Here is a 23,713-nt window from a genome sequence, read left to right as displayed (position 1 = left end):
GGGTGAGCACCACCCGGACGAAGACACTCGAGCGTCCCGAGGTCACGACGACCGAGGAGACGCAGGACGACGCACCCAAATTCTTCCACTACGTGGATAAGAGCAAGATCGCCGAGAGCGCGGTCATGGGCACCTACGTGATCGCCCTGTGTGGTGAGGTATTCCCCGTCACCCGCTCCGCAAAGCCCGGATCGCCGGTCTGCCCGGAGTGTAAGCGCGTCTACGAAGCTCTGAAGCCTGGTGAGTGACCCCGGCGCGGTCCCGGGCCCAGACGAACAGACCGCAGAATCCACAGCCTTACCGGCCGGGGGCTCGTCGCTGCGCGCCTGGCAGCGCACCGCCCTGCGCAAGTACCTCATGGCGCGTCCGAAGGACTTCCTCGCCGTGGCGACACCGGGGGCCGGAAAGACGACGTTCGGACTGAGAGTCGCCTCCGAACTGCTCGCAGACCGCACTGTCGACTCGATCACCGTGGTGGCCCCCACCGAACACCTCAAGTACCAGTGGGCTGCTTCCGCTGCGCGGGCCGGCATCGCCCTGGACCCCGAGTACTCCAACACCTCGGGTGCCCTCGCACCTGAATTTCACGGCGTGGTGGTGACGTACGCCCAGGTAGCGGCACACCCGTTCAAACACCGGGAACGGACCGCTTCCCGACGCACCTTGGTGATCCTCGACGAGATCCACCACGGCGGCGACGCCAAGAGTTGGGGAGACGCGATTCGTGAGGCGTTCGAGGACGCGGAGCGTCGCTTGTCGCTGACCGGTACACCTTTCCGGTCCGACGACAGTCCAATTCCGTTCGTCACCTACGAGCCCGACGGCCAGGGACACCAGCGGTCCAAGGCCGACCATTCCTACGGTTACGCCGATGCACTGGCCGACGGCGTGGTCCGCCCGGTGGTGTTCCTCGCGTATTCCGGAGAGGCCCGGTGGCGCAGTAACGCGGGTGAAGAGTTCTCGGCCCGGCTCGGTGAGCCGCTCAGTGCCGACCAGACGTCCCGCGCCTGGCGTGTTGCCCTCGACCCCCACGGTGACTGGATGCCAGCGGTTCTCCAGGCCGCGCATACCCGGCTACGGCAGATCCGCGCCGGCGGCGTCCCTGATGCGGGCGGACTCGTCATCGCCACCGATCAGGAACGAGCGCGGGAGTACGCGGCCCTGCTCACAGAGATCACCGGCAGCACGCCGACACTCGTCCTGTCCGACGACCCCACCGCCTCCAGCAGGATCGGCACCTTCGCCGACTCCACCGACGAGTGGATGGTCGCAGTCAGGATGGTCTCAGAGGGCGTCGACGTGCCGCGCCTGTGCGTGGGCGTGTATGCCACCAGTGCGTCGACCCCCCTGTATTTCGCTCAGGCGATCGGGCGGTTCGTCCGGTCTCGCCGGCCCGGCGAGACCGCGTCGGTGTTCCTGCCATCCGTTCCCGTGCTGCTCCAGCTGGCTTCGCAGATGGAAGCACAGCGAGACCACGTTCTGGGCAAGCCGCACCGGGAGGACGGCCTGGAGGACGAGCTGCTGGCGCAGGCCAACCAGCGACAGGACGAGCCCGACAACGCGGACGAGGAAGACAAGGGGTACATCTCCCTCGGCGCCGACGCGGAGCTCGACCAGATCGTCTATGAGGGGTCGTCCTACGGCACGGCCACATTCGCGGGAAGCGAGGAGGAGGCCGACTACATCGGGCTACCCGGCCTGTTGGGCGCCGACGATGTGAAGGCCCTGCTACGGCAACGCGAGAAGGAGCAGATCAAACGCACCTCCGCGCAGTCTGCGTCCGGGGCCGGGTCTGTCGCGGTCGTCGGTGCCGACCCGACAGTCTCCGGTGCGACGATTCCCGGTAATGCCGCCGGTCCCGGCGCGCACGCCGGCGCCGCCGCGGAGCGGGTGGCCTCCGCTGCGGAGCTCAAGGATCTGCGGCGTCAGCTCAACACCCTCGTGTCGGTGTACTCAGGCCGCTTGGGAAAGTCGCACGGTGCGATCCACTCCCAGTTGCGCAACGCATGCGGCGGCCCGCCAGTGCCAATGGCCTCGGCCGAGCAGATCCGCGAACGGATCACCTTGCTTCGCAGCTGGTAGCTAACGGGGTTGCGGGGGCACTCACTCTGATTGCGTCGGACACTCCCGGACGCCCTGACGGGCCGTAGCCAGCCACCCTTCTGGCAGATGACAGTGGGCCCTCGCCGAATTCTCGGCGAGGGCCCACTGTGCGTGGCCAGGTCAGTCCAGGTAGTCCCGCAGCACCTGGGAACGCGACGGGTGGCGCAGCTTCGACATCGTCTTGGACTCGATCTGCCGGATGCGTTCGCGCGTGACCCCGTAGACCTGCCCGATCTCGTCGAGAGTGCGCGGCAATCCGTCGGTGAGGCCGAAGCGTAGCCGCACCACGCCCGCCTCACGCTCAGACAGTGTGTCGAGGACGGAACGGAGCTGGTCCTGCAGCAGCGTGAAGCTCACGGCGTCCACGGCCACCACAGCCTCGGAGTCCTCGATGAAGTCACCGAGTTGCGAATCGCCCTCATCACCGATGGTCTGATCGAGCGAGATGGGCTCCCGGGCGTACTGCTGGATCTCCAGCACCTTTTCGGGAGTGATGTCCATCTCCTTGGCAAGTTCCTCCGGGGTGGGCTCGCGGCCCAAATCCTGGAGCAACTCGCGCTGGATACGGCCGAGCTTGTTGATGACCTCCACCATGTGCACCGGGATGCGGATGGTGCGGGCCTGGTCGGCCATGGCCCGAGTAATGGCTTGTCGGATCCACCAGGTGGCGTAGGTCGAGAACTTGTAGCCCTTGGTGTAGTCGAACTTCTCGACAGCACGGATCAGTCCGAGGTTGCCCTCCTGGATGAGGTCCAGGAACGCCATACCGCGGCCGGTGTAGCGCTTAGCCAGCGAGACGACGAGTCGCAGGTTTGCCTCGAGCAGATGGTTCTTGGCGCGGACGCCGTCCCGCTCGATCCACTTGTAGTCGCGGCGCTGGGCGGTGGTGAGCTTCTCGCCCCGCTCGACAACCTGCGCCATGAACCAGGTGGAGTAGAGGCCGGCCTCGATGCGCTTGGCCAGCTCGACCTCTTCCTCAGCGTTGAGGAGGGCGACCTTGCCGATCTGCTTGAGGTAGGCGCGTACGGAGTCCGCCGAAGCAGTCAGTTCGGCGTCCTTGCGCGCTTGGCGCAGTGCCTCTGACTCGTCCTCGTCCCAGACGAAATCGCCGGACGCCTTGTCCTTGGCGGTGGGCTCTTCCTTGGTCTCCTCGTCGGCTTCGACGTCCTCGACATCGACCTCGACGTCCTCAAGCTCTGCTGTGTCCGGCTCGATTTCCGGGGCGTCGGTCTGCTCGTCATCAACCTGGACGCCGTCGACGCCCTCAGGCTTCGTCGGGGAAGCGGTCTTCTTAGCCGCCGTCTTCTTCGCCGCCGTCTTCTTGGCGGCAGTCTTCTTCGCGGCCGTCTTCTTGGCCGGGGCCTTCTTCGCGGCGGTCTTCTTGGCCGCCGTCTTCTTCGCGGGCGCCTTGCGCGCGGCGGTCTTCTTGGCGGGGGCCTCGCCGGTGACCTCGGCGCCCAACGGATCGCCGCTCGCCGCGGAATCCGAACTGGTGGTCTTCGTGGCTGCCACAAACGCCCCTTCACAACCGGTTACTTGATGGGAATCGGGGAGCGATGCCGCCTTCTGCAGACACTCGAGCCGTCCGCCTTGCGGTACCGGGCCCGTCCCCGGCCGGTACGTGTTCCCGGCATGGGCCATTGTAACGAGATTCCGCCCGGGGGGTCGCACCCGGCGGGGTTGGTCAGGGTCAGACACCGCCGTCTGGTAGAGCCCCGCTGAGGTCGAGGACACCCGAATGCCCGGCTGCATACAGCGCCGCACCGATGATCCCGGCATCGTTGAGCCGGACCGCGGGTCGCACGGGGGTGCGGTTCTCCAGCAGCGGGAACCACTCGTCTGCGGCCTCGCTGACCCCGCCGCCCAGCACAAACGCACGGGGCCACAGCAGGTCCTCGATCGAGCGCAGGACGTTGGACACGTGTGGGGCCCATTCGGCGAAGCTCAGCCCGTCGCGTGCTCGAACTGCGGCGGAGGCGAGGTGCTCGGCCTCGTCGAATCCACGGCCGGCGATGTCCTCGACGATCAGGTGCCCGAACTCGGAGTTGGGTAGGAGCTTCCCGTTGAGAAGGAGGGCGGAGCCGATGCCTGTACCGAACGTCAACAGGATCACCAGTCCGTCGACGCCCTCTCCGGCGCCGTAATGCACTTCGGTCAACCCGGCGGCGTCGGCGTCGTTGAGCATGAGGACTGGGCGGCCGGGAAGGTGCCGGTCGAACAACTCGCCCACGTCGCACCCGATCCACGACTTGTCGATGTTGTGGGCGATCCGCGCCACACCCTCGTGGATGACGCTCGGCAGGGCGATCCCGACGGGACCTGCCCAGTCGAATTCCTCGACCATCTCGCTGATGGCTCCGGCGATCGCGTCGGGCGTGGCCGGTTGGGGGGTCGACCGCACGAGCCGGTCGCCGATGAGCTCGCCCTGTGTGAGGTCGACTAGCCCCACCTTGATCCCGGTGCCCCCCACGTCGACGCCGAGGCCAGTCGGGGTGTCCCGTAGGAGGTTGGTCGCGGAGGGAACTGGAATGGACATGTCGGGCTCCTGGGTGGCGGGCCGTGGGCGTGGGTCGTCAGGTGCCCGGGCCGTCGGGGCACGATGGGCGTGGGGCGACTGCCAGGGTATCTGTCGGTCGCACCGCCCGGCGGGTTCATCACCGCAGTGGAACAGGAATACGACGACGAGGAGCTAGACATGACGGAGCGGGGATCGGGCGCGGCGGTCGGCCGAACTGGCCCGGAGTTCATCGACGAGTTGCGCGCGCTCGCGGAGCGGTTGGCCACATCCGGCGGTGACGTCGCCCGGCGGATGCTCGCCGAGTTCGGGCCTTCTGGCCTGGAATCGCGGGCGAAGACGTCGATGACGGACCCGGTGACCGTCATCGATACCTCGGTGGAAACGCATCTGCGCGAGGAGATCGAATCGTCCCGGCCGGGAGACCGGGTACTGGGTGAGGAGGGCGGCGAACCGAGCCGTGCCGATGCAGGACCCCCTGGCGGGGGCGGTGTGCGCTGGGTGGTCGACCCGGTCGACGGGACCGTCAACCTGCTCTACGGCATTCCGTTCACGGCTGTCTCGGTGGCCGCGGAGGTGGACGGCTTCGTGGTGGCGGGGGCGGTGCACAACATCGTCACCCGCGAGACCTGGTCCGCAGGACTCGGCCGCGGTGCGACTCTGCGGGTGGTCGACGGTGCAACCAGATCGCTACGGGGATCGGGGTGTGAGGATGTGTCGCTGGCCCTTGTGGGTACCGGGTTCGCCTATGACCCCGAAATGCGAGTCGAGCAGGGGCGAGTGGTGTCGGGTCTCCTGCCGCGCGTGCGAGATATCCGGAGGTGCGGATCGGCGGCGCTGGATCTGTGCATGGTGGCGGGTGGCCAACTGGACGCCTACTACGAGCGGGGTCTGAAACCGTGGGACTACGCCGCTGGCGCTCTCGTCGCGAGAGAGGCTGGTGCAGTGGTGGCCGTGTCTGCCGACGACGGGGTTCCGACCACCGCTGCGACGCCCGGCGTGGCGGATGATTTCCTGGCGCTTCTCGCAGACCTTTCGGGCGCGGTCAGCAGCTGACGGTGCGCGCGGCGTCCAATTCGGCGGAGATTGGCTGGCGTCCGACCTTGAGTTCGTCGAGTGCGCCCACGGCTGCCGCCGAGTCGGACAGCCTCGAGAAGATGGTGCCCAGGGCAAGATCGACCGTGTCGTCCTCGCGGCCGTCGGCCACCAGTTGCATGCACGGTGCCGCGAGTGAGAGTGATCTCGCTGTCGCCTTTCCCGCGTCGCCGTAGCGGATCTGCCCATGGCACTCGAGTGCCTGCCCGTAGACCGGATCGTTGCCAATGGCATCCGAGCCCGCGGTCTGGAAACCGCGTTCGGCGAGTTGCGCGGCGACGGCCCCGGCCTGACCGCTCTGTCCGTTCGCGTTGAGTACGCGTACCCGGGTCTCGTTGAGTGTGGCCGGATCGATCCCGTCCAGCGCGTCGGCGGGTTGTTCGCGCAGTCCAACATCCTCGGCCATGGGTGTCAGAGGACAGGCTGCTGCCTGCGTCGCGGCGTCGTTGCCACGCAGGGCGGCGGCCCAGACTAGGGCTCCCAGCGCCAGCACAACCACCAAGAAAACGACATAGGCGGAACGCAGAAGTTGGAGCCCCCGCGTGGGGGTCGGACTCGGCGTCGCCTGGGTGCTGAGGTGGACGACCATGAGGGCCTTTCCTGCAGGTGAACGGGGTGCGAGCCGCGGCGGGCCCTGGCTCACCACTGTAATCGTCGGGTACTCATTGTCTCGGTCGGCGCACTGGCAGTTTCGGCGGATGAAAATGCTGGGATATTCCGTTACTATGCGTGCGCTGGTCGCTCCACGACCGATTCGCGCGCCCCCCACACTGACCCGCAGAAAAGAGACTCATGGCAACCGACTACGACGCCCCCCGCAGGACCGAGGCCGACGAGCTCACCGGAGATTCGCTGGAGGAGCTGAAGGCCCGCCGAGTAGAGGGAGCCACCGGCGAGGTCGATGTGGACGAGACGGAGACCGCCGAGTCCTACGAGTTGCCCGGCGCCGACCTGTCAGGCGAAGAGCTCACCGTTCGAGTCGTGCCGAAGCAGGACAACGAATTCACCTGTGGCGAGTGTTTCCTGGTGCATCACCGCAGCCGTTTCGCCGAGGAGCGTGACGGGATGCCGATCTGCGTGGACTGCGCTGGTTAGTCTGTACCTTCGCGGCGGAGGCGGCCGGCGGTCAGCTGTAGTGGTTGTCCGGTAGCGCCGCCGCGAGCCCCTCGGGGTCACGAGTGCTGATGAGCCAGTACGGAGTGGGATCCATCGGGTCGTCGAGGACCACGATCACCATCGTGGGAATGTATCCACGGTGGACTACGAAGGCCTCGGGATCGAGCTGCCGACCCATGGCGGCTTGTTTGGCGGTGGCGGGAACCACCGCGCTGCGGGCGATGGCGTCGAACGGCAGGCGGGCTCGCCCCGCGTACAGGGTCCCTCCTCCCTGCCCGTCGGACTCGACCTCGATCCTCGCTCGGCCGACGGAGATGAACAACCAGGCGAGCAGGGCGGGGACTACGACCACCAGCAGCCACATCCACCATCGGGCGCCGATCATGAGTGCTTGGGCCACCACGACGATGGTGACCGCGGCGAGCAGTACCCACCACCATGCCGGGACGCGGAGGGATTCCGAGTGGACCGGACGTGGCGCTCGGTCGGGCGGTGGGCGGAGATCTTCTTCGGTCACGACTTCAAGAGTATCGAGCAACCGGGCCGGACCCGGCAGGAGGGCGGAAGCGCCATGAGCAATCCGAACGACGCGAACGGAACCGGCGGGGTGCTGCGGGTACGCCGTCTGGACGGCGGCCTTCCCCTGCCCGTCCGGGCGCACGCCACCGATGCCGGTATTGACCTGCACGCCGCGCACGAGTGCGAGTTGGCGCCGGGACATCGAGCCCTCGTGGGGACGGGGGTCGCAGCAGCGATTCCCGTCGGCTTCGTTGGCCTGATCCATCCACGGTCCGGACTGGCCGCGCGCGCAGGATTGTCGATCGTCAATTCGCCGGGCACGATCGACGCCGGATACCGCGGGGAGATCAAGATAAACCTCATCAACCTGGACCCCTCCGAACCGGTCCACATCGGGCGCGGCGATCGGATCGCCCAGCTCCTGATCCAGCGAGTCGAGCTGTGGCAGGTGGTCGAGGTTGACGAGCTCGACGAGACATCCCGGGGCGAAGGCGGCCACGGATCGACTGGCGGACACCACCGCCTGACCTGACCGGCGCCGACCTCGTTGGGTAGCGTCGATCGAGACGGTCCCGTTCGGGACCGGGTCGCACGGGGAGAGGATTTCCACCATGTTCGGACGAAAGAAGCCGGTGACCGGGGCTCCCGACACCACCGCGGCCGCCGAGCAGGAGTCGCAGGCCCCGTCCACGACGGGCCCCCTTGACCGCTCGTCAGTCGGTGACGTCGCCGGTTACTACACCGCGCTCGGGTGGGGCCACATCGACCTCGGATCCCTGGTCATCGGCGTTCCACAGGGTCGGGACCTGAACGTCGCACTGGACCCGAACGGCCAGCCCGAGTTCCATGTGGTCACCCAGGTTTCGAGGGTCATTCCACGGGCGTTCGCCGCGCCCAAGTCAGCGGGCCAGTGGCGGGCGATGGTCACCGGCATGCGTGAACAGCTCGAGCAGCAGAGCGACGACGTCTCGGTGGTGGACGGTCCGTGGGGGCGCGAACTGGTGGCGGTTCTGCCGGGGGCGGTATTCCGTGCGATCGGCGTTGACGGCAACCGGTGGACGGCTGAGGTTCGTGTCATGGCAACTCCCGAACTTGCGGAACAGGCTGCGGAGGAGGGGCGCGAGGTCTTCCGACACCTGCTCATCAACCGTGGAGACGGTCCGATGCCGGTCCGCGAACAGCTCGCGCTGACTATTCCGGACGAGATCCAGCAGGCGCTGACGCAGGCGCAGTCCCAGCTTGCTGCCCAGCAGCAGGCCCAAGCCTTCCAGCAACAGATGGCGGCCGGCCAGGACGGCCAACCGTCGGCGCAATCCCAACAATCACTCGGCCCTCAACCCCAGAGCCCACAACCCCAGAGCCCCCAGGCGCAGCCTGCCGCTCCGGCGGCGACGGGCGGTGCGCCCGGGTCCCCGCGTAGGGAGGGAAGCGCAATGGATCGCCTTCGCAGCGGGGACGATGACCTGTGACGAACGCTGATCAGCGACTCGGGAGCTGACCGTGCCGTTACCGAGAACGCTCAAGAATCTGACCTCCCGGCTGACAGATCCGGTCGAGCTCCTCGACGCAGCCGATCTCGCGGGGCGGGTTCACCGCACGGGATGCGCGCATGTCGCGACTGTCTCGCGGGGGGATCACGTGACGCTCACCGGGCGCATCCGCACGGTGGAGACGTGCGGGGGAGAGGACTTTCTGGGTCTCACCGCAGAAGTCTTCGACGGCACCGGGGCAGTCGAAGTGTGTTGGCTCGGGCGTCGCACCATCCCGGGGATCGACACGGGACGGTTCGTCCGCGTCATCGGACGGGTCGGCATGCGGCACGGACACAAGATCATGTACAACCCGCGCTACGAGCTGCTAGACGAACAGCCTCGCCCCGAGCGGGGAGGAATCGCGTGACAGAGCCTCTACCGGAGGCAGGGGCATCCGACGCCGGTGCAACTCCGGACGAATCGGGAGCTCCGCGCAGGAAGGCCGCGTTCGGTGATCCCGACGCGTCCCTCATCGATCAGATGGGCGGAATCCGGGGACTGGTCTACTCGTCGATCCCGATCCTCGTTTTTGTTCCTATCAATGGATTCTGGGGCCTGACGACGGCCATCTGGGGCGCGCTTGGCGTCGCCGTGGCGATGCTCGCCTGGTCGCTAGGACGTCGGGAAAACCCGCAGCCGGCGATCTCGGGATTCCTCGGTGTGGCAATCTGTGTGTTCATCGCCTGGCGGACCGGGGACGCGAAGGGGTACTTCCTCTACGGCATCATTACCCAGGCCGTGTACGGCGCGGCCTTCGCAATCTCGGCGTTAGTCCGCTGGCCCTTGGTCGGGGTGATCTGGGGTTTTCTTGACGGAAGAGGGATGGCCTGGCGTCGCATCCCCTCGGCCCGTCGCTGGTATACCGTGGCGACGTCGTTCTGGGCAGGACTTTTCGCGATCCGGGCCGTCTTGCAGTACGCGCTCTACCTCAATGATGAGGTCAACTGGTTGGGCGCTGCGCGTATCGGAATGGGATGGCCATTGGCTCTCGTGGCGTTCCTCGGAACGATCTGGGCGGTCCGGCGGGCGTCCGTACACGAGAAGGGATCGGAGTATAAGTCTGTCCCGGACACCGGGGCCTGTGCCGACCCAGAGGACGGCGCTGGCATGCCGTGACGCCGCGCACCTCGACGTGACAAAGCCCCGACTACCGAAAGGTCATCGGGGCTTCGTTCTCCTGCGGTGACGGGGCCGTTCTACAGAGTTCAGACCACCGCGGTCGCAGCGCGAGAGAAGTCGCTCGGGCCAGTGATCATCCGGTACGCGTAGACCGAGGCGAGTGTGGTGACGGGGATCGCCACGAACAGGCCGACGAGCAAGGCCAGCGCGCCCACCAGGATGATGAGGACGTTGAGGACGGCCAACCCGAACAAGCTGCCCGCGTCAGACTTGATCGCGTTGAAACTCGATACGACGGCGTCGGTGGCGGTCATGTTGCGGTCAATGACGAAATACTGCGTCCAGTAGAGAAAGAATGCCACGACGACCGCGCCGATGATCAGGGCGAAGACGCCGATGACCGTGGCGATTCCCACGAGGATCGCGGCGACGACGAACCATCCGAAGTTATGGAGTTTGAAGAAGTCGCTGATCGCGGGCTTGTGCCCGTCCACCTCGAGAAGGGCGCCGCGGACGACGAATGCCTGGAAGAGCATGCCCACGAGGAAGGAGAGGATTTGCGCGAAGAGCACCACTGTCGCGGAATCCGAGTTGGCGAACTGGCCCGCGATTCCGCTGACCACCATGCTCGCCAGCGTGATGAGAACCCAGGGTAGCGGGTTGTTCTTGAACATCTGCCACCCGGCACTGACGGCCTGGGTCGGTGACACCTTGCGCATGAGCGGGCCCCCGCCGGGACCGCCGTGGGCGTACTGCCCGCCGTAGGCTGGGTCGCCGAATGGCTGCTGGCCATAACTCTGCTGACCGTAACCCTGTTGCCCGTACCCCGTCTGGCCGAATCCCTGGTCTCCGTAACTCTGCCCGGGGTAGGGCTCGTAGCCGTATCCCTGCCCCTGGTCCCCGTAGCCCTGGCCCCAGCCCGGCTGGCCTGAACTGTTCGGATCGTTCGGGAAGCCGTCCCCTGTCGGGGTACCTCCGGTTGTCATGACGTCTCCAGATCGTTAGGTGCGCCGCCGGGGAGTTCCCCGAGGCTATAGCTGAACCTAGTGCCGAGAAGCCATGTGTGGGAGGGGCAACTCGCCGTCCGCTTCACATCCCAGGGAGACGACTGGGCCCCGCTGACATGATGTCAGCGGGGCCTGCAGTCACCGAGACGGTGTGAATCAGAGGTTCGCGTCGATCTCGACGGCCTGTGCGACACCGGAAATCGTGCTGGCGATCTTCACTGCCTCCCACGCCTGCTCCTTGGTGACGCCCTCCTTGCGGATGACGTCATCGTGAGCAGCGGTGCAGTTCTCGCAGCCGTTGATCGTGGACACGGCCATCGACCAGAGTTCGAAGTCGGCCTTTTCCACGCCTGGATTCGCGATGATGTTCATCCGCAAGCCCATGCGGACCTGGGTGTAGTCGTTGCCCAAGAACTCTTTGGCGCGGTAGGCGACGTTGTTCATCGCCATGATCGAGGCGGCGCCGAGAGCGGCGTTGAAGGCCTCATCCGACAGGTGCTCGCGTGCCTCGTCGGCGATCTCCGACAAGACGGTCGCCGACCGTGTGGCGGCGGCGGTCGCGAGGAACGTTCCCCAGAGCTGTTGTTCGCTCAGCTCGGTCGAGCGCGCCAGTGACCCTAGGTTGAGCTTGAGATCCTTCGCGAACTCGGGGAGTCCGGACTTCAGGTTCTCGATGCTCACTTAATGCCCTCCTGCAGCATTTCCATCTTGTCGATGTTCTTGGTGGGGTCGTTCTTCTGCCAGTTGCAGGCGCAGACCTCGGACGACTGGAGAGCGTCGAGGACGCGCAGCACCTCGTCGACGTTACGGCCGACGGCGTCCGGGGTCACCGAGACGAACTGAATGACGTTGTCCGGGTCGACGATGAATGTCGCGCGATCGGCGACGCCGTCCGCGTTCTCGACTCCGAGGGCGCGGATCAGCTCGTGCTTGATATCCGACAGCAGCGGGAACGGCACGGTCTTGAGGTCGTCATTGGTCGCGCGCCAGTTGAAGTGTGCGAACTCGTTGTCGATCGAGCCCCCGAGAATCTGCGTGTCGCGGTCCTGGAAGTCCTCGTCGAGCTTGCCGAACGCGGCGATCTCAGTCGGACACACGAACGTGAAGTCCTTCGGGTAGAAGAAGATCACGCGCCACTTGCCCTCGTAGGACTGGTTGGTGATGGTCTCGAAGTAGTCCTCCGGCTGCTGGGCGTTAACGGCCCGCAGGTCACCGCCCTTGAGCGCGGTGAGTTCGAAGTCGGGAAACTGATCGCCGATGGTGAGAAGAGCCATGTGATCCTCCTGAGGATATGCCTGTGTCGGACGTACATGATCAACTATGCCCCACAGGTCGTGAGAGGTAAAGTCGATGAGAGGAAGATCACCCATAGGTTGTCGCAAAGAATCATCGACTTTTAGCTATTGATGGGCCTAAACTCATCGGCATGGCCGATCAGCGGTTCGTTCCGAGTCTCATGCAGCTCCGAGTGTTCCTCGCCGTGGCGGAGAGACTCCACTTCCGGAGCGCCGCTGAGGAACTCGGCATGAGTCAACCCTCGCTCTCTCAGGCACTTGCCACCCTGGAGGACGGCCTCGGTCTCCACCTCATCGAGCGCAGCACTCGCTCTGTCCTCGTCACGCCCGCTGGCCACCGGCTCCTTCCGTACGCACGGGCTGCGGTGTCCGCAATGAACGCGGTGGCTGACGCGGCGGCGGGAAGTGACGGTCCGTTGTTCGGCTCGCTGCGAATAGGGGTCATCCCGACGGTAGCGCCCTATCTGTTACCAGGGTTGCTCCCCGCGCTGGGTGAGCGATTCCCCGACCTGCTGCCGAGAGTCGTCGAGGACCAGACGGCCAGGCTTCTTGACGGTCTCCGCAGCGGCGTGATCGATCTGGCGATAATGGCCGTTCCCACCGACGCTGCGGGCGTGGCAGTTACGCCGCTGTACAACGAGCCCTTCGCGCTTCTCGTGCCCGCAGATCACGAACTCGCGGGTCAAGATGGCTTGCCGTTGGAGATCCTCGTCGACCAACCGCTGCTTATGCTCGACGAGGGGCACTGCCTGCGGGAGCAGACCGTGGAACTGTGCCGACGGGTCTCCGCCCCCGTGTTGGGTCGAGGGGAGTCGCGTGCCGCATCTCTCAGCACCGCCGTTCGGTGCGTGGCGGGCGGTTTGGGAGTGACGATCGTTCCCGAGTCGGCAGTCGGTCCCGAGACACAGGATCCTGGGATCGCTGTGGCGAGGTTCGCTGACCCCGTCCCGGGTCGGACAATCGGGTTGGTTCTCCGTACCGCCACGGCGGGCGGGGAGGCCTATGCCGAGTTTGGTCGTGTCGTGACCGAGGTCGCGGTTGACCGGTTTGACGCGACCCCGGTGTGACAACCTTTCAGCTCGCATCCGCGGTCGCGCGGCGGTCTGAAGAAGCTGACACGATCTCCAGCAGATCGATCGCGGCGAGGAACCTCGACCTGAGGGACTGCGTGCGTTCCATCCAATCCTTCTGAAAGGCGACGAACTCGCTCCGGCCCGCGCTGGTCTCAACGCGGATCGGCTGCAGACCCCAGGCGGAAAGATCGTAAGGGGACGACCGCATGTCCACCTCCCGTGCGTCGAAGGTGGCGCGGAGACAGTCGAGGAGGAGTTCGCCCGGTGCTCCCGCCTCCAGAGTCGCGGTATGGGCGTAGATGTCCATGCCTGCGTGGAGACAGGCCGGCTGCTCGAGGCGAAGCTGGTCGTCACGGGTGAGCAGAGTCCGGTTGAGGGGAGCCGCAGAATCGGTGAAGAAGCGGAACGCGTCGAAGTGCGTGCACTGCAGACGCGAACCGCGAACGACCTCGTCGATCCGCTCACGAGGCAGTCGCAAGGGCGTTTGGCCGTGTCGGACATCGTCGCGACGGGCACGGTAGAGCATCGCCCATTCGTGGAGGCCGAAGCAGCCAGTGGCACCCCGACGGGTCGCGGTGGCCGCGACCACGTCACGTGCCCGGACGATCCGGGAGCCGCGTCGCCGCCACACTGAGTCGGCGTCGACGACGAGCCCATCCCGGCCTGCCGCGGTGGCCCGGCGGTAGTGGCGCCACTCGCGCCGCTCGCCCAGGTGCGCGTTCTCCAACAGCACGCCCGGGCCCGGGTGCCACCGCCGGATGGTGGCGACGCTCGTACTGTAGTAGGTAAAAACGAAATCGACGACTGGGTGAGGCTCGCCCCTGCGACGTCGCTCCAGGTGCTCCGCGGTCAAGAGGTCGACCTGCTCATGGTGGCGTTGTTCGCGGAGTCTCCAGAGATCTTCCGGGACGACAACCGGGAGAGTCGCTCGCTGGTCCGAGTTCATGGGCTCTTCTTGCGCTTGGGGCGGTGCACTCGGGACTGTGCCGGTCTCCGCGGCTGGGAAGGGCGGCGCGACCGCGCCGCCGGGGCGGGCGCACGCCGTACGGGCGGCACGGCGACTGGCGGGCCGAAAAGCCCGTCGATGTTCAGCTCCGCGGTTGTCCGGGAGGCATCGACGATCTCGACGGTCATGCCGACCGAGCGCGCCTGGCTGGCGACCTTGTCCACGTCGTTCGGTCTGAGTACTGCGGCGACGACCCCGGCGTAGGTGTCGCCGCGGCCAGTGCGTCCCGAACGATGCACGAGGTCGTCTATGGAGTGAGGGGGGCCAATATGGATGACCTGTCCGATACCGTCGATGTCGAGGCCGCGCCCCGCGAGGTCGGTACTCACCAGGACTCGAACCGCCCCGGAGGCCAGGTCGGCGAATGCGGCTGCCCGGCGGGTGGGGGAGGCGGATCCCGCGACGCCGGCCGCGCTGACGCCGGTGTCGGAGATGGCCGTTCGCAGTCGTTCCACGGCGTCCCGTCGCGGGACGAAGAACAGTCCTCGGGTGCACCGCGCCGCTACGCGAACTGCCAGCCCGTACGGGTCCGTAGTCGAGAGAATGACCAGTCGACGAGGGGCCCCGGGGGCGGCAGCGTCGCGTCGGGCGCTCGCCACTGAGCCATGGGGTGAGTGCTCCACGCGGTGAACGCGCAGATTCGGGCGGAGTTGACTGAGAATCGCCTCGGTGGCGGCATCCGCTGTGGCGGTGGTCGCCAACAAGCTCGCAGCGGCGCAGTGGGCGAGCAGCGCTTCCGATTGCTCGACGAACGAAGGGCCAAGGAGTTGATCGGCCTCGTCGAGTACCACCACGCTCACCTGGCCCAGGGAGAGAGCCTTGGAACGGACCAGGTCGGCCAGGCGTCCGGGGGTGCCTACGGCCACATCGACAGGCGCGATGAGCGTACGACGGTCGTGTTTGAGGGGTCGCCCCCCGACGAAGGTCGCGACCTTCAACCCGGCGCCCGAGCACACCTCGGCAAGTACCTCGGCGTTCTGCTCCGCGAGTTCACGAGTCGGGGCAATGATCACGGCGCGGGGTCGGCCGGTCAGACTCGGTGAACCGGCCAGGCGATGCGCGACCGCGACGGCGAACACGAGAGTCTTGCCCGAGCCGGTGGGGGCGACCGCCAGGAGATCCTCGCCGCCAACTGCGTCGGCGAGGGCTGCAGCCTGGATCGGGGTAGGCGTGCCGGTAACGAGAGCTGTGACGGCATGTCGGATCGGGACCGCCACCCCGAGCTCGTCCAGGAGGCGGCCCAATTCACCGGGCCGCGGGCCGGTCAGATCCGCACCTCCGAACGGTCGCCGCTCCACAGGGTGTGGTAGCTGCCTTCGCGGTCGGTCCGCTGGTAGGTGTGCGCACCGAAGAAGTCACGCTGCCCCTGGATGAGTGCGGCCGGCAGGCGCTCGGTCCGGAGACCGTCGTAGTACGCCAACGCGGCAGAGAACCCCGGTGCAGGGATCCCGGCGGTGACTGCGGTCGTCACGACCCGGCGCCAGCTGTCCACGCAGTCGGACAGGGCCTCGGCGAAGTACGGCGCAGCCAGGAGGGTCGGGAGGTCCGGGTCGGCGGCGTACGCCTCACGGATGCGGTCGAGGAAGGTTGCCCGGATGATGCACCCCCCACGCCAGATGGTCGCGAGATCTCCACGGGCGACGTCCCACCCGTACTCGGCGCTGGCGGCCGTGATCTGGTCGAATCCCTGGGCATAGGCGATGACCTTGGACGCGTAGAGCGCGCGGCGGACATCCTCGACGAACTCCGACCCGAGCTCGGACGGTGTGGACAGCGCACCGGACGGCAGTTCCCGTCCCGCATCTCGCTGGGGGATCGAACTGGACAGTGCGCGTGCGAAGACAGCCTCGGCGATCCCGGTGACGGGTACCCCGAGGTCGAGGGCGGACTTTACGGTCCACCGTCCGGTGCCCTTCTGTCCGGCGCGGTCGACGATCACGTCGACAAGTGGCGAGCCGGTCTCGGCGTCGACCTGCGAGAGCACCTCCGCCGTGATCTCCACCAGGTACGAGTCCAGTTCGCCGGTGTTCCACTCCTTGAAAACCTCGGCCATGGCCGCGGGCTCGATCCCGGCGACGCCGCGGAGGAGGTGGTATGCCTCGCCGATCAGCTGCATATCCGAGTACTCGATGCCGTTGTGGACCATCTTGACGAAGTGGCCGGAACCGTCATCGCCGATATGCGTGCAGCAGGGCACCCCGTCGACTTTCGCCGAGATGTCCTCAAGCATCGGTCCGACAACCTCGTAGCTGGACGCCGGTCCCCCCGGCATGATGGATGGCCCCTCCAGCGCCCCCTCCTCGCCGCCGGAGATCCCCGCGCCGATGAATCGGATCCCGCGCGCGGCCATGGCCTTCTCGCGTCTGATGGTGTCAGTGAAGAGGGAATTGCCGCCGTCGATGATGATGTCGCCCTCATCGAAAGCGTCAGCGAGGGCCTCGATCACGGCGTCGGTGGGCGCTCCTGCCTGCACCATGACGAGGGCGCGCCGAGGCGTCTTAAGCGCGGACGCGAATTCTTGGATCGTTTCGGCGCGAACGAAGTTGCCATCGGTGCCGTGTTCGCCGAGCAGGGCGTCCGTCTTGCCGGCGGAGCGGTTGTGTACGGCGACGGTGTAGCCGCGGCGGGCGAAGTTGCGGGCGATGTTCGAGCCCATGACGGCGAGACCGGTCACCCCGATGTCGGCGCTTCCGGTGGAGACCGAGGTGGACGTCGCGCCTTCGCGTTCAATACTCATGGGTTCAGCGTAGTCGACGCCTCCAGGATGGTCGGACCTGCGGTGATGGGATTTCGCACCCGGCGATCCCCTGAACGAATCCTGTGAGTTTGCTGACGGGTCACCCGTGCACTGAGTGCACCGTTTGTCAGAATCTGTCGAGTTTTCTTGGTTACAGACCGGGTTGTGTTGTAACACTTAATACCGGCCGGATGACCTGGGCCACTGCGATTCGGGGGGTCGGACCGCGGTACTGGGGCAACATTTTCAGGACGGACCGGCCACGTATGGGGAATCGACTAGGGGGAAGACCAAACATGACCGGCTCAACGCTGCCTACACAGCTGACGGGGACACGCACTGTTTTCGACGACACGGTCGAGGTGCTCGGCGGCTTCCGTGCCGGCTATCCGAAGTTTTACTCGATCGCCGATCTGAAGAGGCAGTCGCGCCGGCGGTGGGTGCCGCTCGAGCGAGCCGTCGACGGTGGGCGGGTCGAGCTTATGTTTAGGAACCACTTCGAGGATTCCGGCGACATCCGTTTTTCGACCTACCTGGTCGCCGAGGCCTTCACCCACGGCGTCCTCGGCAGGGCTGTAGCCAGCTTCGTCACGATCGGCAGAGTGTGGGACACCGGGGCCGAGAACTTGGCGGTGAGGACCGACATCGAGGGTGGACTCGACTGGGCAGGTGTCCGTGACACCACTCTGAGGGTGCTGCCCGACGACCCGGTTGCGGGTTCTCCTGACACCGTGATCCTGCCCTGTGAGCAGGCGTTGGCGCAATGGCTCGCCTGCCGGTCCCGCTCAACTCTCACGACAGTGTTCGACGGGCTGTCAGAGGTGAGCAATTGCAGTGTGGAGACGCTGTGGTCGATGGCAGGCGAGTGCGTCCTGGGCGCTGCGACGATTGTCCCCACTTTCGCCGGCACCAGCCAAGAGGTCGGGGACCGACGAGGGCAGATGGTCCTTCAGGCACTGCACGACTCGGGGCTGGCGGTCCGCAAACGCAGCCGACTCCCGCGAACCCCTGGTGCTGGCCCGATCCCGGTGCGGGACCGAGGCCGGCGCTCCGTGCGCTGACTGCCGTCGGGCCTGCGGAGGGTTTCCGCGCTCGAGGGTAACGTTCCCTCCCGAAAGCCCGGATACGCCGGGCCGGGGAAAGGGGTCGGATGTCCGACGCGGATCGCAGTGAATTCATCGACCTGATCCGGGCCCATTCCGGGACCGGTTTCGGAGGCGGTATCGGGATGGAATACACCGAGGTGACACCCGACAAGGTGGTTGTCACGGTACCGGTGGGCCCGCATCTTCACCAACCCTACGGAATCGTCCACGGCGGCGTGTATTGCGCGATCGCGGAAGAGGTCGCCAGTATCGCCGGAGCGGTGTGGCTTGGCGGCGAAGGCAAGGTCGTTGGCGTCAACAACTCGACCGACTTCCTGCGCGCGGTCACGGAGGGCACTCTTACGGCGACCGGGACACCTGTCCATCGCGGGCGTTCCCAGCAGCTCTGGCGGGTCGAGATCCAGGACGACCACGGGCGAATGGCAGCGGTCGGGCAGGTCCGGCTCGCAAATCTGCAGTAGCCGGAACCGAAGCCCCGTCTGTTGAAGGCAGAACGCGCCCGGCGGATTCCCCGCCGGGCGCGTCGTGCTGTACTCCCGCTCAGGTGGCAGTGGCAGAGGACGACTCCCGCGCCTCGACACGAGACTGCTCGGCGGACCGGAGCGCGGCTGCTTCATCCGCAGCCACCCGCTCGATGGCCTGGCGAGCGTAGACCCACTGTTTGGTGGAGGTCAGCTGCGAGCGGTGGTCGCCGCCCATGTGCATCCCCCACGAGAACATTGTGGTGATCCGGTTCTTGAAGCCGATCAGGTAGGCGAGGTGCACGACCAGCCACATGACCCAGGCGATGAATCCCGAGATCTCTATGGGGCCCATCTTCACGACCGCACTGTAGCGCGACACCGTGGCCATGGAGCCCTTGTCGAAGTATTTGAACGGTCGCCGCTCGGCCGGGGTACGTCCCTTCTCCACCTCGGCCATGATCTGTTTCGCGGCATACTTGCCGCCCTGGATGGCGACCTGTGCGACACCGGGCAGGTTGTCGAGACTCATCATGTCGCCCACGACGAAGATCTCGGGGTGGCCGGGTAGTGACAGGTCCTTGTTGACGAGCACGCGACCGGCGCGGTCGATCTGCGCATCGGTCTGGTCCGCGAGTTGCTTGCCGAGGGGGCTGGCCTTGACCCCGGCGGACCAGATCTTGCACGAGGCGTCGATCCGGCGAACCGATCCGTCCGGGTCTTTGACCTCGATGCCCTGATAGTCAACGTTCGTGACCATCGCGTTGAGTTGGATCTCGACGCCCATCTTCTCGAGACGGGCGCGGGCCGCGTTGCCGAGGTTGTTTCCGAATGGTGGTAACACCGCGGGGGCAGCGTCGAGGAGGATCACGCGGGCGGAAGCCGGGTCGATGCGCCGGAAGCTGTCTTTGAGGGTGTGCTGCGCTAGCTCAGCGACCTGGCCGGCCATCTCGACACCGGTGGGCCCAGCGCCGACGATGATGAAGGTCAGCAGTCGGCGGCGCTCCTCCTCGTCATCGATCACTTCGGCCTGCTCGAAGCAGCCGAGGATGCGACTGCGTAACTCGAGTGCGTCGTCGACTGTCTTCATGCCAGGCGCCCACTGCTCGAAATGGTCGTTTCCGAAGTAGGACTGGTTCGCGCCCGCGGCGACGATCATGCTGTCGTATTCGAGTTCGAAGTCGATGTGACCTGCTGAGGCGTGGATCTTCTTGCCGGCCACGTCGATTGTGTCGACGTCGCCGAGGACCACGGTGGCGTTCTTCTGGTCGCGCAGGATGAGCCGCGTCGGCGGGGCGATCTCGCCGACCGAGAGGATGCCGGTCGCCACTTGATACAACAGCGGCTGGAAGAGGTGGTGGCCGGTCCTGGCCACGAGGGTCACATCGACGTCCGACTTGGCGAGCTGCTGGGCGGCGAACAACCCGCCGAAACCGGAGCCGATGATGACGACGCGGTGCCGGCGGCCAGCCGGTGTGCTGGCTGTGACCTGGTCGGTTGCGGGCTCGGTCATGGCGGCTCCTGATGAGGCTGGTCTGGTGTGACGGGCTCGGTGGCCTCGTTGGTCTGGGGCCCGCGCGGGATGACGCCGGGCACAAGATCCCAGGATAGTGCTACGCCTGACCCTGTGCACACATCGCCGCACCACAGGTGGGTGCGGCGGCCCCCCGACGCGCCTGCCCGGGCGGACGCCCAGGCGGCGGTACCGTCCACCTGACGTGAGGCCCACAAGGAGGGACAGGGTGGTCAGAGTCGAACCGCAGACCGTCGACCTCGAGCGCTGGCCTGCGCTCGCCCCACCGCCCGGGTCGGGGGGACAGACGTCGGGGCTTATCGCGCAGGCGCTTCGTCGTTCGGCGCGCGAACTCGGTGTGCGGATTGACTACCCCGATTCCTCCGCGGCCGGCGAATACGACGCCCCGGTGCGAGTGGTGCTCCGCGAACCTGATCATTTCTGGGCTCGGTTAGCGGACGCAGGGGTGGTGGGGCTCGGAGAGTCGTTCATGGCGGGTGATTGGGCCACGTCGGACCTGTGCGCCGCTGTCGCAGCGTTGGCTCCATGGGTCGCGACGAACGCCGACTGTGCCCACCCCGGTGAACGTGCGTACGGCCGGGACGGCCGTGGCACCGCCAGCGGGGGGCGCCGTCGCCGCGGGTCGGCCAATGTCGAGTTGGGGGACTCGATCCCGGGCGCGCTGACCTCCCTGTACACGGACGAAACCATGTCGACCTCGGGCGCCGTGTTCGCATCCGGGGCGCGGACCCGTGTCCGGCTGGACGACGGCACCGATGTCGTTCACCTGGAGGCACCGGCAGCGCTACCCCGTCGCTCGGACCTCGGTGACGCCCAACGTCGGTCCGCCGACAGTTTGCTTACCCTGTCCGGGGTCGGGGCGGGAGCCCGCGCACTGGTGGCTACACCGGGATGGGGAGAGTTGCCGATGCGCGCGGCAGAGCGCGGGGCGCATGTGCGGACAATGACGTGGTCTACGGAGAGACTGGCGGCCCTCGGGTCTCGGTTCACCGCTGCAGGTCTGGACGAGGATATCTCGCTGTTCCTCGGGGCTCCGTCAGATATCACCGGTGCGGTCGACGCCGTTGTCGCGGTTGACCCCGGTGTGACGGCCGGTGACGCCGGGCACGCCGAGGTGATAGCCACTGCAGACAGAGTGCTCGGGCCGGGAGGGCGTCTGGGGGTTCATACGACGGTGTCACCGGGCCGGCCCACCCCCGCGGTCATGGAGTTGGCCGCGTGGGGATCCAGATACGTTTCCGATGCCGGGCCGCCGGTGCCGTGGTCGGAGCTGGTAGAGATGATCGACCGCGCGCCCAGACTCACCTTCCGGGGAAGGGTGGAGATGACCGCGCACCATGCCGAGACCGTGCGCCTGTGGTCGGAGACATTCGCCCACCGAGGCAGGGATGCCGCCGCGCTGGGTTTCGACGCCGTCTACCGGCGAATGTGGGCGTTCCACCTCGCGGCAGTGGAGGCGGGCCTGCGTAGTGGATGGGTTGAGTCTGTCCAGCTACTCGCGACAGCTGGTGAGCCGGTCGGGCGGCGAGAGGACTGGTCCACGACATAAGGTTCGTCTATGGGCAATCTTCTCACCCCGATCGCCGTGTGGTTCGGGCGTCAGGACGCCACCAAGGACAACTCGCACCTCGTGGTGACGCTGGATCGACGACTCAACCGGATCTCCCGTGGCCGGGTGCCGCTCTTGCGACTCGCGGGACTGCCCACTCTCACCCTGCATGTTCCCGGCCGTAAAAGCGGAGCGCTACGCAGTACACCGCTGCTGTGTGCGTCCTGGGGCAACGGTCTGATCATCGTCGGTTCGAACTGGGGTGGGCAGAAGACGCCGGTATGGGTCCATAACCTCCGGTTTGCCGGCGACGGGGAGGTTGCGATCTCGGTCTACGGAACTCGGATGGCCGTGGACGTGCGGGAACTGGACGTCGACGAGCGGCGAGACGCATGGTCCGTGGCGGTGCGGGTGTGGCCGAACTATGAGATCTATGCACAGCGCACCACTCGGGAATTGCCCGTCTTCCACCTCACCCCCCGGCTGTAGTCGCGGGGAGGGTGGTCCCGAGCCTGCGGGAACGCGGGCCGGATTCGGCGGAAGTGCGGTTCGTCGCCCCTGCATTCCCGGCGGCGAGGCGGCGCGGTGTCAGTCGCGGCACGCGACCATGTTCATCGCCGTGGCGGTCAGTATCGGGTCCCCGTCCTGATTGATCAGTGTGACATCAGTCGTGAGTACACCGCGGTCAGGCTTAGTCCGCGAGCGACGCACTCCGGTGGTCTCGCAGAGCAGAATCAGACGGTCGCCCGGTCGGAGCGGACGCACCCACCTCAGCTCGTCGATTCCTGGTGAGGCGAGACTCGCCACACTGGTGAGGTAGTTGTCCGCGAACAGGCGCATCATCAATGCGGCCGTCTGCCAGCCACTGGCGATGAGCCCGCCGAAGGGGCCGGCTGCCGCGGCGTCGGGGTCGGTGTGGATGGACTGTGGGTCGTAGCGGCGAGCGAACTCTATGATCTCGTCGACATCCACCGATTCCTCGCCGAATCGGTACCGCGCGCCCTCCGTGTAGTCCTCTAGATACCTGTCGTCGAGCGGGGCGGTGAACTCGTCGAACGTCTCGTCTTGCATCGTTTCTCCCAACACTGGTGTGTACGCTTTCAGTTAATCATCACTCACTGACTGGAGGATGGCGATGGCGTATTTCGAGCGTCTCGGACCAGGCTCATTCCGCCCGACAAAACACGTCAGCGGGGCGTGGGACGAGTCGATGCAGCACATCGGGCCGGCGCTCGGACTGCTCGTCCATGAGGTCGAGCGCGATCTCGCCGCCCGTCGCGACGATCCCATGATCATCTCCCGCCTGTCCTACGAAATATTGGGCGTCGTCCCGATGGATGCAGTGGACGTGGAGATCGAGGTGATCCGGCCGGGAAGAACCATCGAACTGGTGGAGGCCAACTATGGACACTGCGACAGGGACGGGATTCGGCTGCGGGCCTGGTTGCAGCAGCCCCGCGATACCACCGAAGTTGCTGGTCACGGCTTTGATCCCATCCCCGCGCCGGATGAGATGCAACCGTGGGACCCCACGACGCTTTGGGGCGGCGGCTACCTCGCGTCCGCCGAGGTGAAACGCATATTTGATGGGCCAGGTAGAGCTCGCTATTGGGTGCGTACCGACGTTCCGCTCCTAGCAGGTGAGGAGATCAGCACCCTCGCGCGGGTGGCTGGCCTGTTCGACATCGCCAACGGGATGGCGGTCCGCGCCGATCCGAAGATGGTGCGATATCCGAACATCGACCTGGGGGCGCATCTGGTGCGAGTACCGGTCGGGGAGTGGATTGGATTCGACACACGAGTGACGTTTGGTTCGGGCGGTCTCGGACTCACTGCCAGCGTGATTCACGACCAGAACGGTCCGCTCGGCACGGTGTCTCAGTCGCTTACGGTTCGGCCGTAACTTCGCGAAGAGAGGGATCAAGCGAAGATAGGAGCTCGAGGAC

Annotated in this window: 26 protein-coding genes; 14 read left to right on the top strand and 12 right to left on the bottom strand. The window is 66.4% G+C overall.

The genetic code is table 11. The annotated features are described in order from the left end of the window. The first annotated feature begins 2 nt into the window (after positions 1-2). Both FQ137_RS11420 and FQ137_RS11415 read left to right on the top strand, forming a co-directional pair. Complete coding sequence (locus FQ137_RS11420) at positions 3-248, top strand: DUF3039 domain-containing protein (RefSeq protein ID WP_149292486.1); 246 nt, start codon at positions 3-5, stop codon at positions 246-248. Further along, complete coding sequence (locus FQ137_RS11415) at positions 241-2,082, top strand: DEAD/DEAH box helicase (protein ID WP_188064913.1); 1,842 nt, start codon at positions 241-243, stop codon at positions 2,080-2,082. Before FQ137_RS11420 ends, FQ137_RS11415 begins: the two co-directional genes overlap by 8 nt. A gap of 141 nt (positions 2,083-2,223) precedes the next feature. Here the strand turns inward: FQ137_RS11415 and FQ137_RS11410 are convergent, their stop codons facing one another. Next, positions 2,224-3,615, bottom strand: a complete 1,392-nt coding sequence (locus FQ137_RS11410; protein ID WP_149292485.1) for an RNA polymerase sigma factor — start codon at positions 3,613-3,615, stop codon at positions 2,224-2,226. Positions 3,616-3,793: 178 nt separating this feature from the next. After that, positions 3,794-4,639 (bottom strand): polyphosphate--glucose phosphotransferase, encoded by an 846-nt coding sequence (ppgK, locus tag FQ137_RS11405; RefSeq protein ID WP_149292484.1) that lies wholly within the window; start codon positions 4,637-4,639, stop codon positions 3,794-3,796. Between the two features lie 159 nt (positions 4,640-4,798). On the opposite strand from ppgK, the gene FQ137_RS11400 reads away from it, so the two are divergent. After that, positions 4,799-5,674: an inositol monophosphatase family protein gene (locus FQ137_RS11400; RefSeq protein ID WP_149292483.1), complete on the top strand. Its 876-nt coding sequence runs from the start codon at positions 4,799-4,801 to the stop codon at positions 5,672-5,674. Here FQ137_RS11400 and cei read toward each other — a convergent pair. Next, positions 5,664-6,302: an envelope integrity protein Cei gene (gene cei / locus FQ137_RS11395; RefSeq protein ID WP_149292482.1), complete on the bottom strand. Its 639-nt coding sequence runs from the start codon at positions 6,300-6,302 to the stop codon at positions 5,664-5,666. The genes FQ137_RS11400 and cei overlap by 11 nt on opposite strands. A 203-nt stretch (positions 6,303-6,505) precedes the next feature. On the opposite strand from cei, the gene FQ137_RS11390 reads away from it, so the two are divergent. Beyond that, entirely contained in the window at positions 6,506-6,808 is a 303-nt protein-coding gene (locus FQ137_RS11390) for a DUF4193 domain-containing protein (protein WP_149292481.1), read from the top strand. A 31-nt stretch (positions 6,809-6,839) separates the two neighbouring features. Here FQ137_RS11390 and FQ137_RS11385 read toward each other — a convergent pair whose 3' ends face one another. Then, the gene (locus FQ137_RS11385) at positions 6,840-7,346 is read right to left on the bottom strand and encodes a DUF3093 domain-containing protein (RefSeq protein ID WP_149292480.1); all 507 of its coding nucleotides are present in this window, start codon (positions 7,344-7,346) and stop codon (positions 6,840-6,842) included. Between the two features lie 54 nt (positions 7,347-7,400). Here FQ137_RS11385 and dut point away from each other — a divergent pair, with 54 nt between their 5' ends. The 4 genes from dut (at position 7,401) to FQ137_RS11365 (ending at position 9,996) form a co-directional block, all read left to right on the top strand. Further along, positions 7,401-7,880 (top strand): dUTP diphosphatase, encoded by a 480-nt coding sequence (gene dut, locus FQ137_RS11380; RefSeq protein WP_149292479.1) that lies wholly within the window; start codon positions 7,401-7,403, stop codon positions 7,878-7,880. Between the two features lie 79 nt (positions 7,881-7,959). After that, on the top strand, positions 7,960-8,817 hold the full coding sequence (locus tag FQ137_RS11375) for a DUF3710 domain-containing protein (RefSeq protein ID WP_149292478.1): 858 nt from the start codon (positions 7,960-7,962) through the stop codon (positions 8,815-8,817). Between the two features lie 169 nt (positions 8,818-8,986). Further along, positions 8,987-9,247 (top strand): hypothetical protein, encoded by a 261-nt coding sequence (locus tag FQ137_RS11370; RefSeq protein WP_255584038.1) that lies wholly within the window; start codon positions 8,987-8,989, stop codon positions 9,245-9,247. A 113-nt stretch (positions 9,248-9,360) separates the two neighbouring features. After that, entirely contained in the window at positions 9,361-9,996 is a 636-nt protein-coding gene (locus FQ137_RS11365; RefSeq protein WP_149292807.1) for a DUF3159 domain-containing protein, read from the top strand. 89 nt (positions 9,997-10,085) lie between these two features. On the opposite strand, the gene FQ137_RS11360 is transcribed toward FQ137_RS11365, so the two are convergent. The 3 genes from FQ137_RS11360 to FQ137_RS11350 form a co-directional block, all read right to left on the bottom strand. Beyond that, positions 10,086-10,985 (bottom strand): hypothetical protein, encoded by a 900-nt coding sequence (locus FQ137_RS11360; RefSeq protein ID WP_149292476.1) that lies wholly within the window; start codon positions 10,983-10,985, stop codon positions 10,086-10,088. Positions 10,986-11,162: 177 nt separating this feature from the next. After that, positions 11,163-11,687, bottom strand: coding sequence for a carboxymuconolactone decarboxylase family protein (locus FQ137_RS11355; protein WP_149292475.1), 525 nt, complete (start codon positions 11,685-11,687; stop codon positions 11,163-11,165). Continuing rightward, positions 11,684-12,280 (bottom strand): peroxiredoxin, encoded by a 597-nt coding sequence (locus FQ137_RS11350; RefSeq protein WP_149292474.1) that lies wholly within the window; start codon positions 12,278-12,280, stop codon positions 11,684-11,686. The genes FQ137_RS11355 and FQ137_RS11350 overlap by 4 nt, the downstream gene beginning before the upstream one ends. 152 nt (positions 12,281-12,432) lie before the next feature. Here FQ137_RS11350 and FQ137_RS11345 point away from each other — a divergent pair, with 152 nt between their 5' ends. Further along, positions 12,433-13,368: a hydrogen peroxide-inducible genes activator gene (locus FQ137_RS11345; protein ID WP_149292473.1), complete on the top strand. Its 936-nt coding sequence runs from the start codon at positions 12,433-12,435 to the stop codon at positions 13,366-13,368. 7 nt (positions 13,369-13,375) lie between these two features. On the opposite strand, the gene FQ137_RS11340 is transcribed toward FQ137_RS11345, so the two are convergent. Genes FQ137_RS11340 through gndA form a run of 3 tightly spaced genes read right to left on the bottom strand, consistent with a single transcriptional unit; the run spans position 13,376 to position 17,117 of the window. After that, positions 13,376-14,320 carry a hypothetical protein gene (locus tag FQ137_RS11340; protein ID WP_149292472.1) on the bottom strand — a complete coding sequence of 315 codons (945 nt, stop codon included), beginning with the start codon at positions 14,318-14,320 and terminating at the stop codon, positions 13,376-13,378. Further along, positions 14,317-15,597 (bottom strand): DEAD/DEAH box helicase, encoded by a 1,281-nt coding sequence (locus tag FQ137_RS11335; RefSeq protein ID WP_255584035.1) that lies wholly within the window; start codon positions 15,595-15,597, stop codon positions 14,317-14,319. Before FQ137_RS11335 ends, FQ137_RS11340 begins: the two co-directional genes overlap by 4 nt. Positions 15,598-15,644: 47 nt before the next feature. After that, on the bottom strand, positions 15,645-17,117 hold the full coding sequence (gene gndA, locus FQ137_RS11330; protein WP_149292470.1) for an NADP-dependent phosphogluconate dehydrogenase: 1,473 nt from the start codon (positions 17,115-17,117) through the stop codon (positions 15,645-15,647). A gap of 296 nt (positions 17,118-17,413) precedes the next feature. Between gndA and FQ137_RS11325 the strand changes: the two genes are divergently transcribed. Together FQ137_RS11325 and FQ137_RS11320 are read left to right on the top strand one after the other, a co-directional pair. Then, a complete protein-coding gene (locus FQ137_RS11325) occupies positions 17,414-18,178 on the top strand; it encodes a hypothetical protein (RefSeq protein WP_149292469.1) in 765 nt (254 codons plus the stop codon). An 89-nt stretch (positions 18,179-18,267) separates the two neighbouring features. Continuing rightward, positions 18,268-18,684, top strand: coding sequence for a PaaI family thioesterase (locus FQ137_RS11320; protein WP_149292468.1), 417 nt, complete (start codon positions 18,268-18,270; stop codon positions 18,682-18,684). 79 nt (positions 18,685-18,763) lie between these two features. Here the strand turns inward: FQ137_RS11320 and FQ137_RS11315 are convergent, their stop codons facing one another. Then, positions 18,764-20,197, bottom strand: coding sequence for an NAD(P)/FAD-dependent oxidoreductase (locus FQ137_RS11315; RefSeq protein ID WP_149292467.1), 1,434 nt, complete (start codon positions 20,195-20,197; stop codon positions 18,764-18,766). Between the two features lie 229 nt (positions 20,198-20,426). Between FQ137_RS11315 and FQ137_RS11310 the strand changes: the two genes are divergently transcribed. Together FQ137_RS11310 and FQ137_RS11305 are read left to right on the top strand one after the other, a co-directional pair. Then, the gene (locus FQ137_RS11310) at positions 20,427-21,767 is read left to right on the top strand and encodes a class I SAM-dependent methyltransferase (RefSeq protein WP_149292466.1); all 1,341 of its coding nucleotides are present in this window, start codon (positions 20,427-20,429) and stop codon (positions 21,765-21,767) included. 9 nt (positions 21,768-21,776) lie between these two features. After that, entirely contained in the window at positions 21,777-22,256 is a 480-nt protein-coding gene (locus FQ137_RS11305; RefSeq protein WP_149292465.1) for a nitroreductase family deazaflavin-dependent oxidoreductase, read from the top strand. A 99-nt stretch (positions 22,257-22,355) separates the two neighbouring features. Here the strand turns inward: FQ137_RS11305 and FQ137_RS11300 are convergent, their stop codons facing one another. Next, positions 22,356-22,838 carry a MaoC family dehydratase gene (locus tag FQ137_RS11300; RefSeq protein ID WP_149292464.1) on the bottom strand — a complete coding sequence of 161 codons (483 nt, stop codon included), beginning with the start codon at positions 22,836-22,838 and terminating at the stop codon, positions 22,356-22,358. Between the two features lie 64 nt (positions 22,839-22,902). Between FQ137_RS11300 and FQ137_RS11295 the strand changes: the two genes are divergently transcribed. Further along, positions 22,903-23,670 (top strand): thioesterase family protein, encoded by a 768-nt coding sequence (locus tag FQ137_RS11295; RefSeq protein WP_149292463.1) that lies wholly within the window; start codon positions 22,903-22,905, stop codon positions 23,668-23,670. Positions 23,671-23,713: the final 43 nt, after the last annotated feature.

Source organism: Dietzia sp. ANT_WB102 (assembly GCF_008369165.1).
Taxonomy (GTDB): domain Bacteria; phylum Actinomycetota; class Actinomycetes; order Mycobacteriales; family Mycobacteriaceae; genus Dietzia.
The sequence above is the reverse complement of the archived record's forward strand: the minus strand, read 5'-3'. Positions and strand labels throughout refer to the sequence as shown.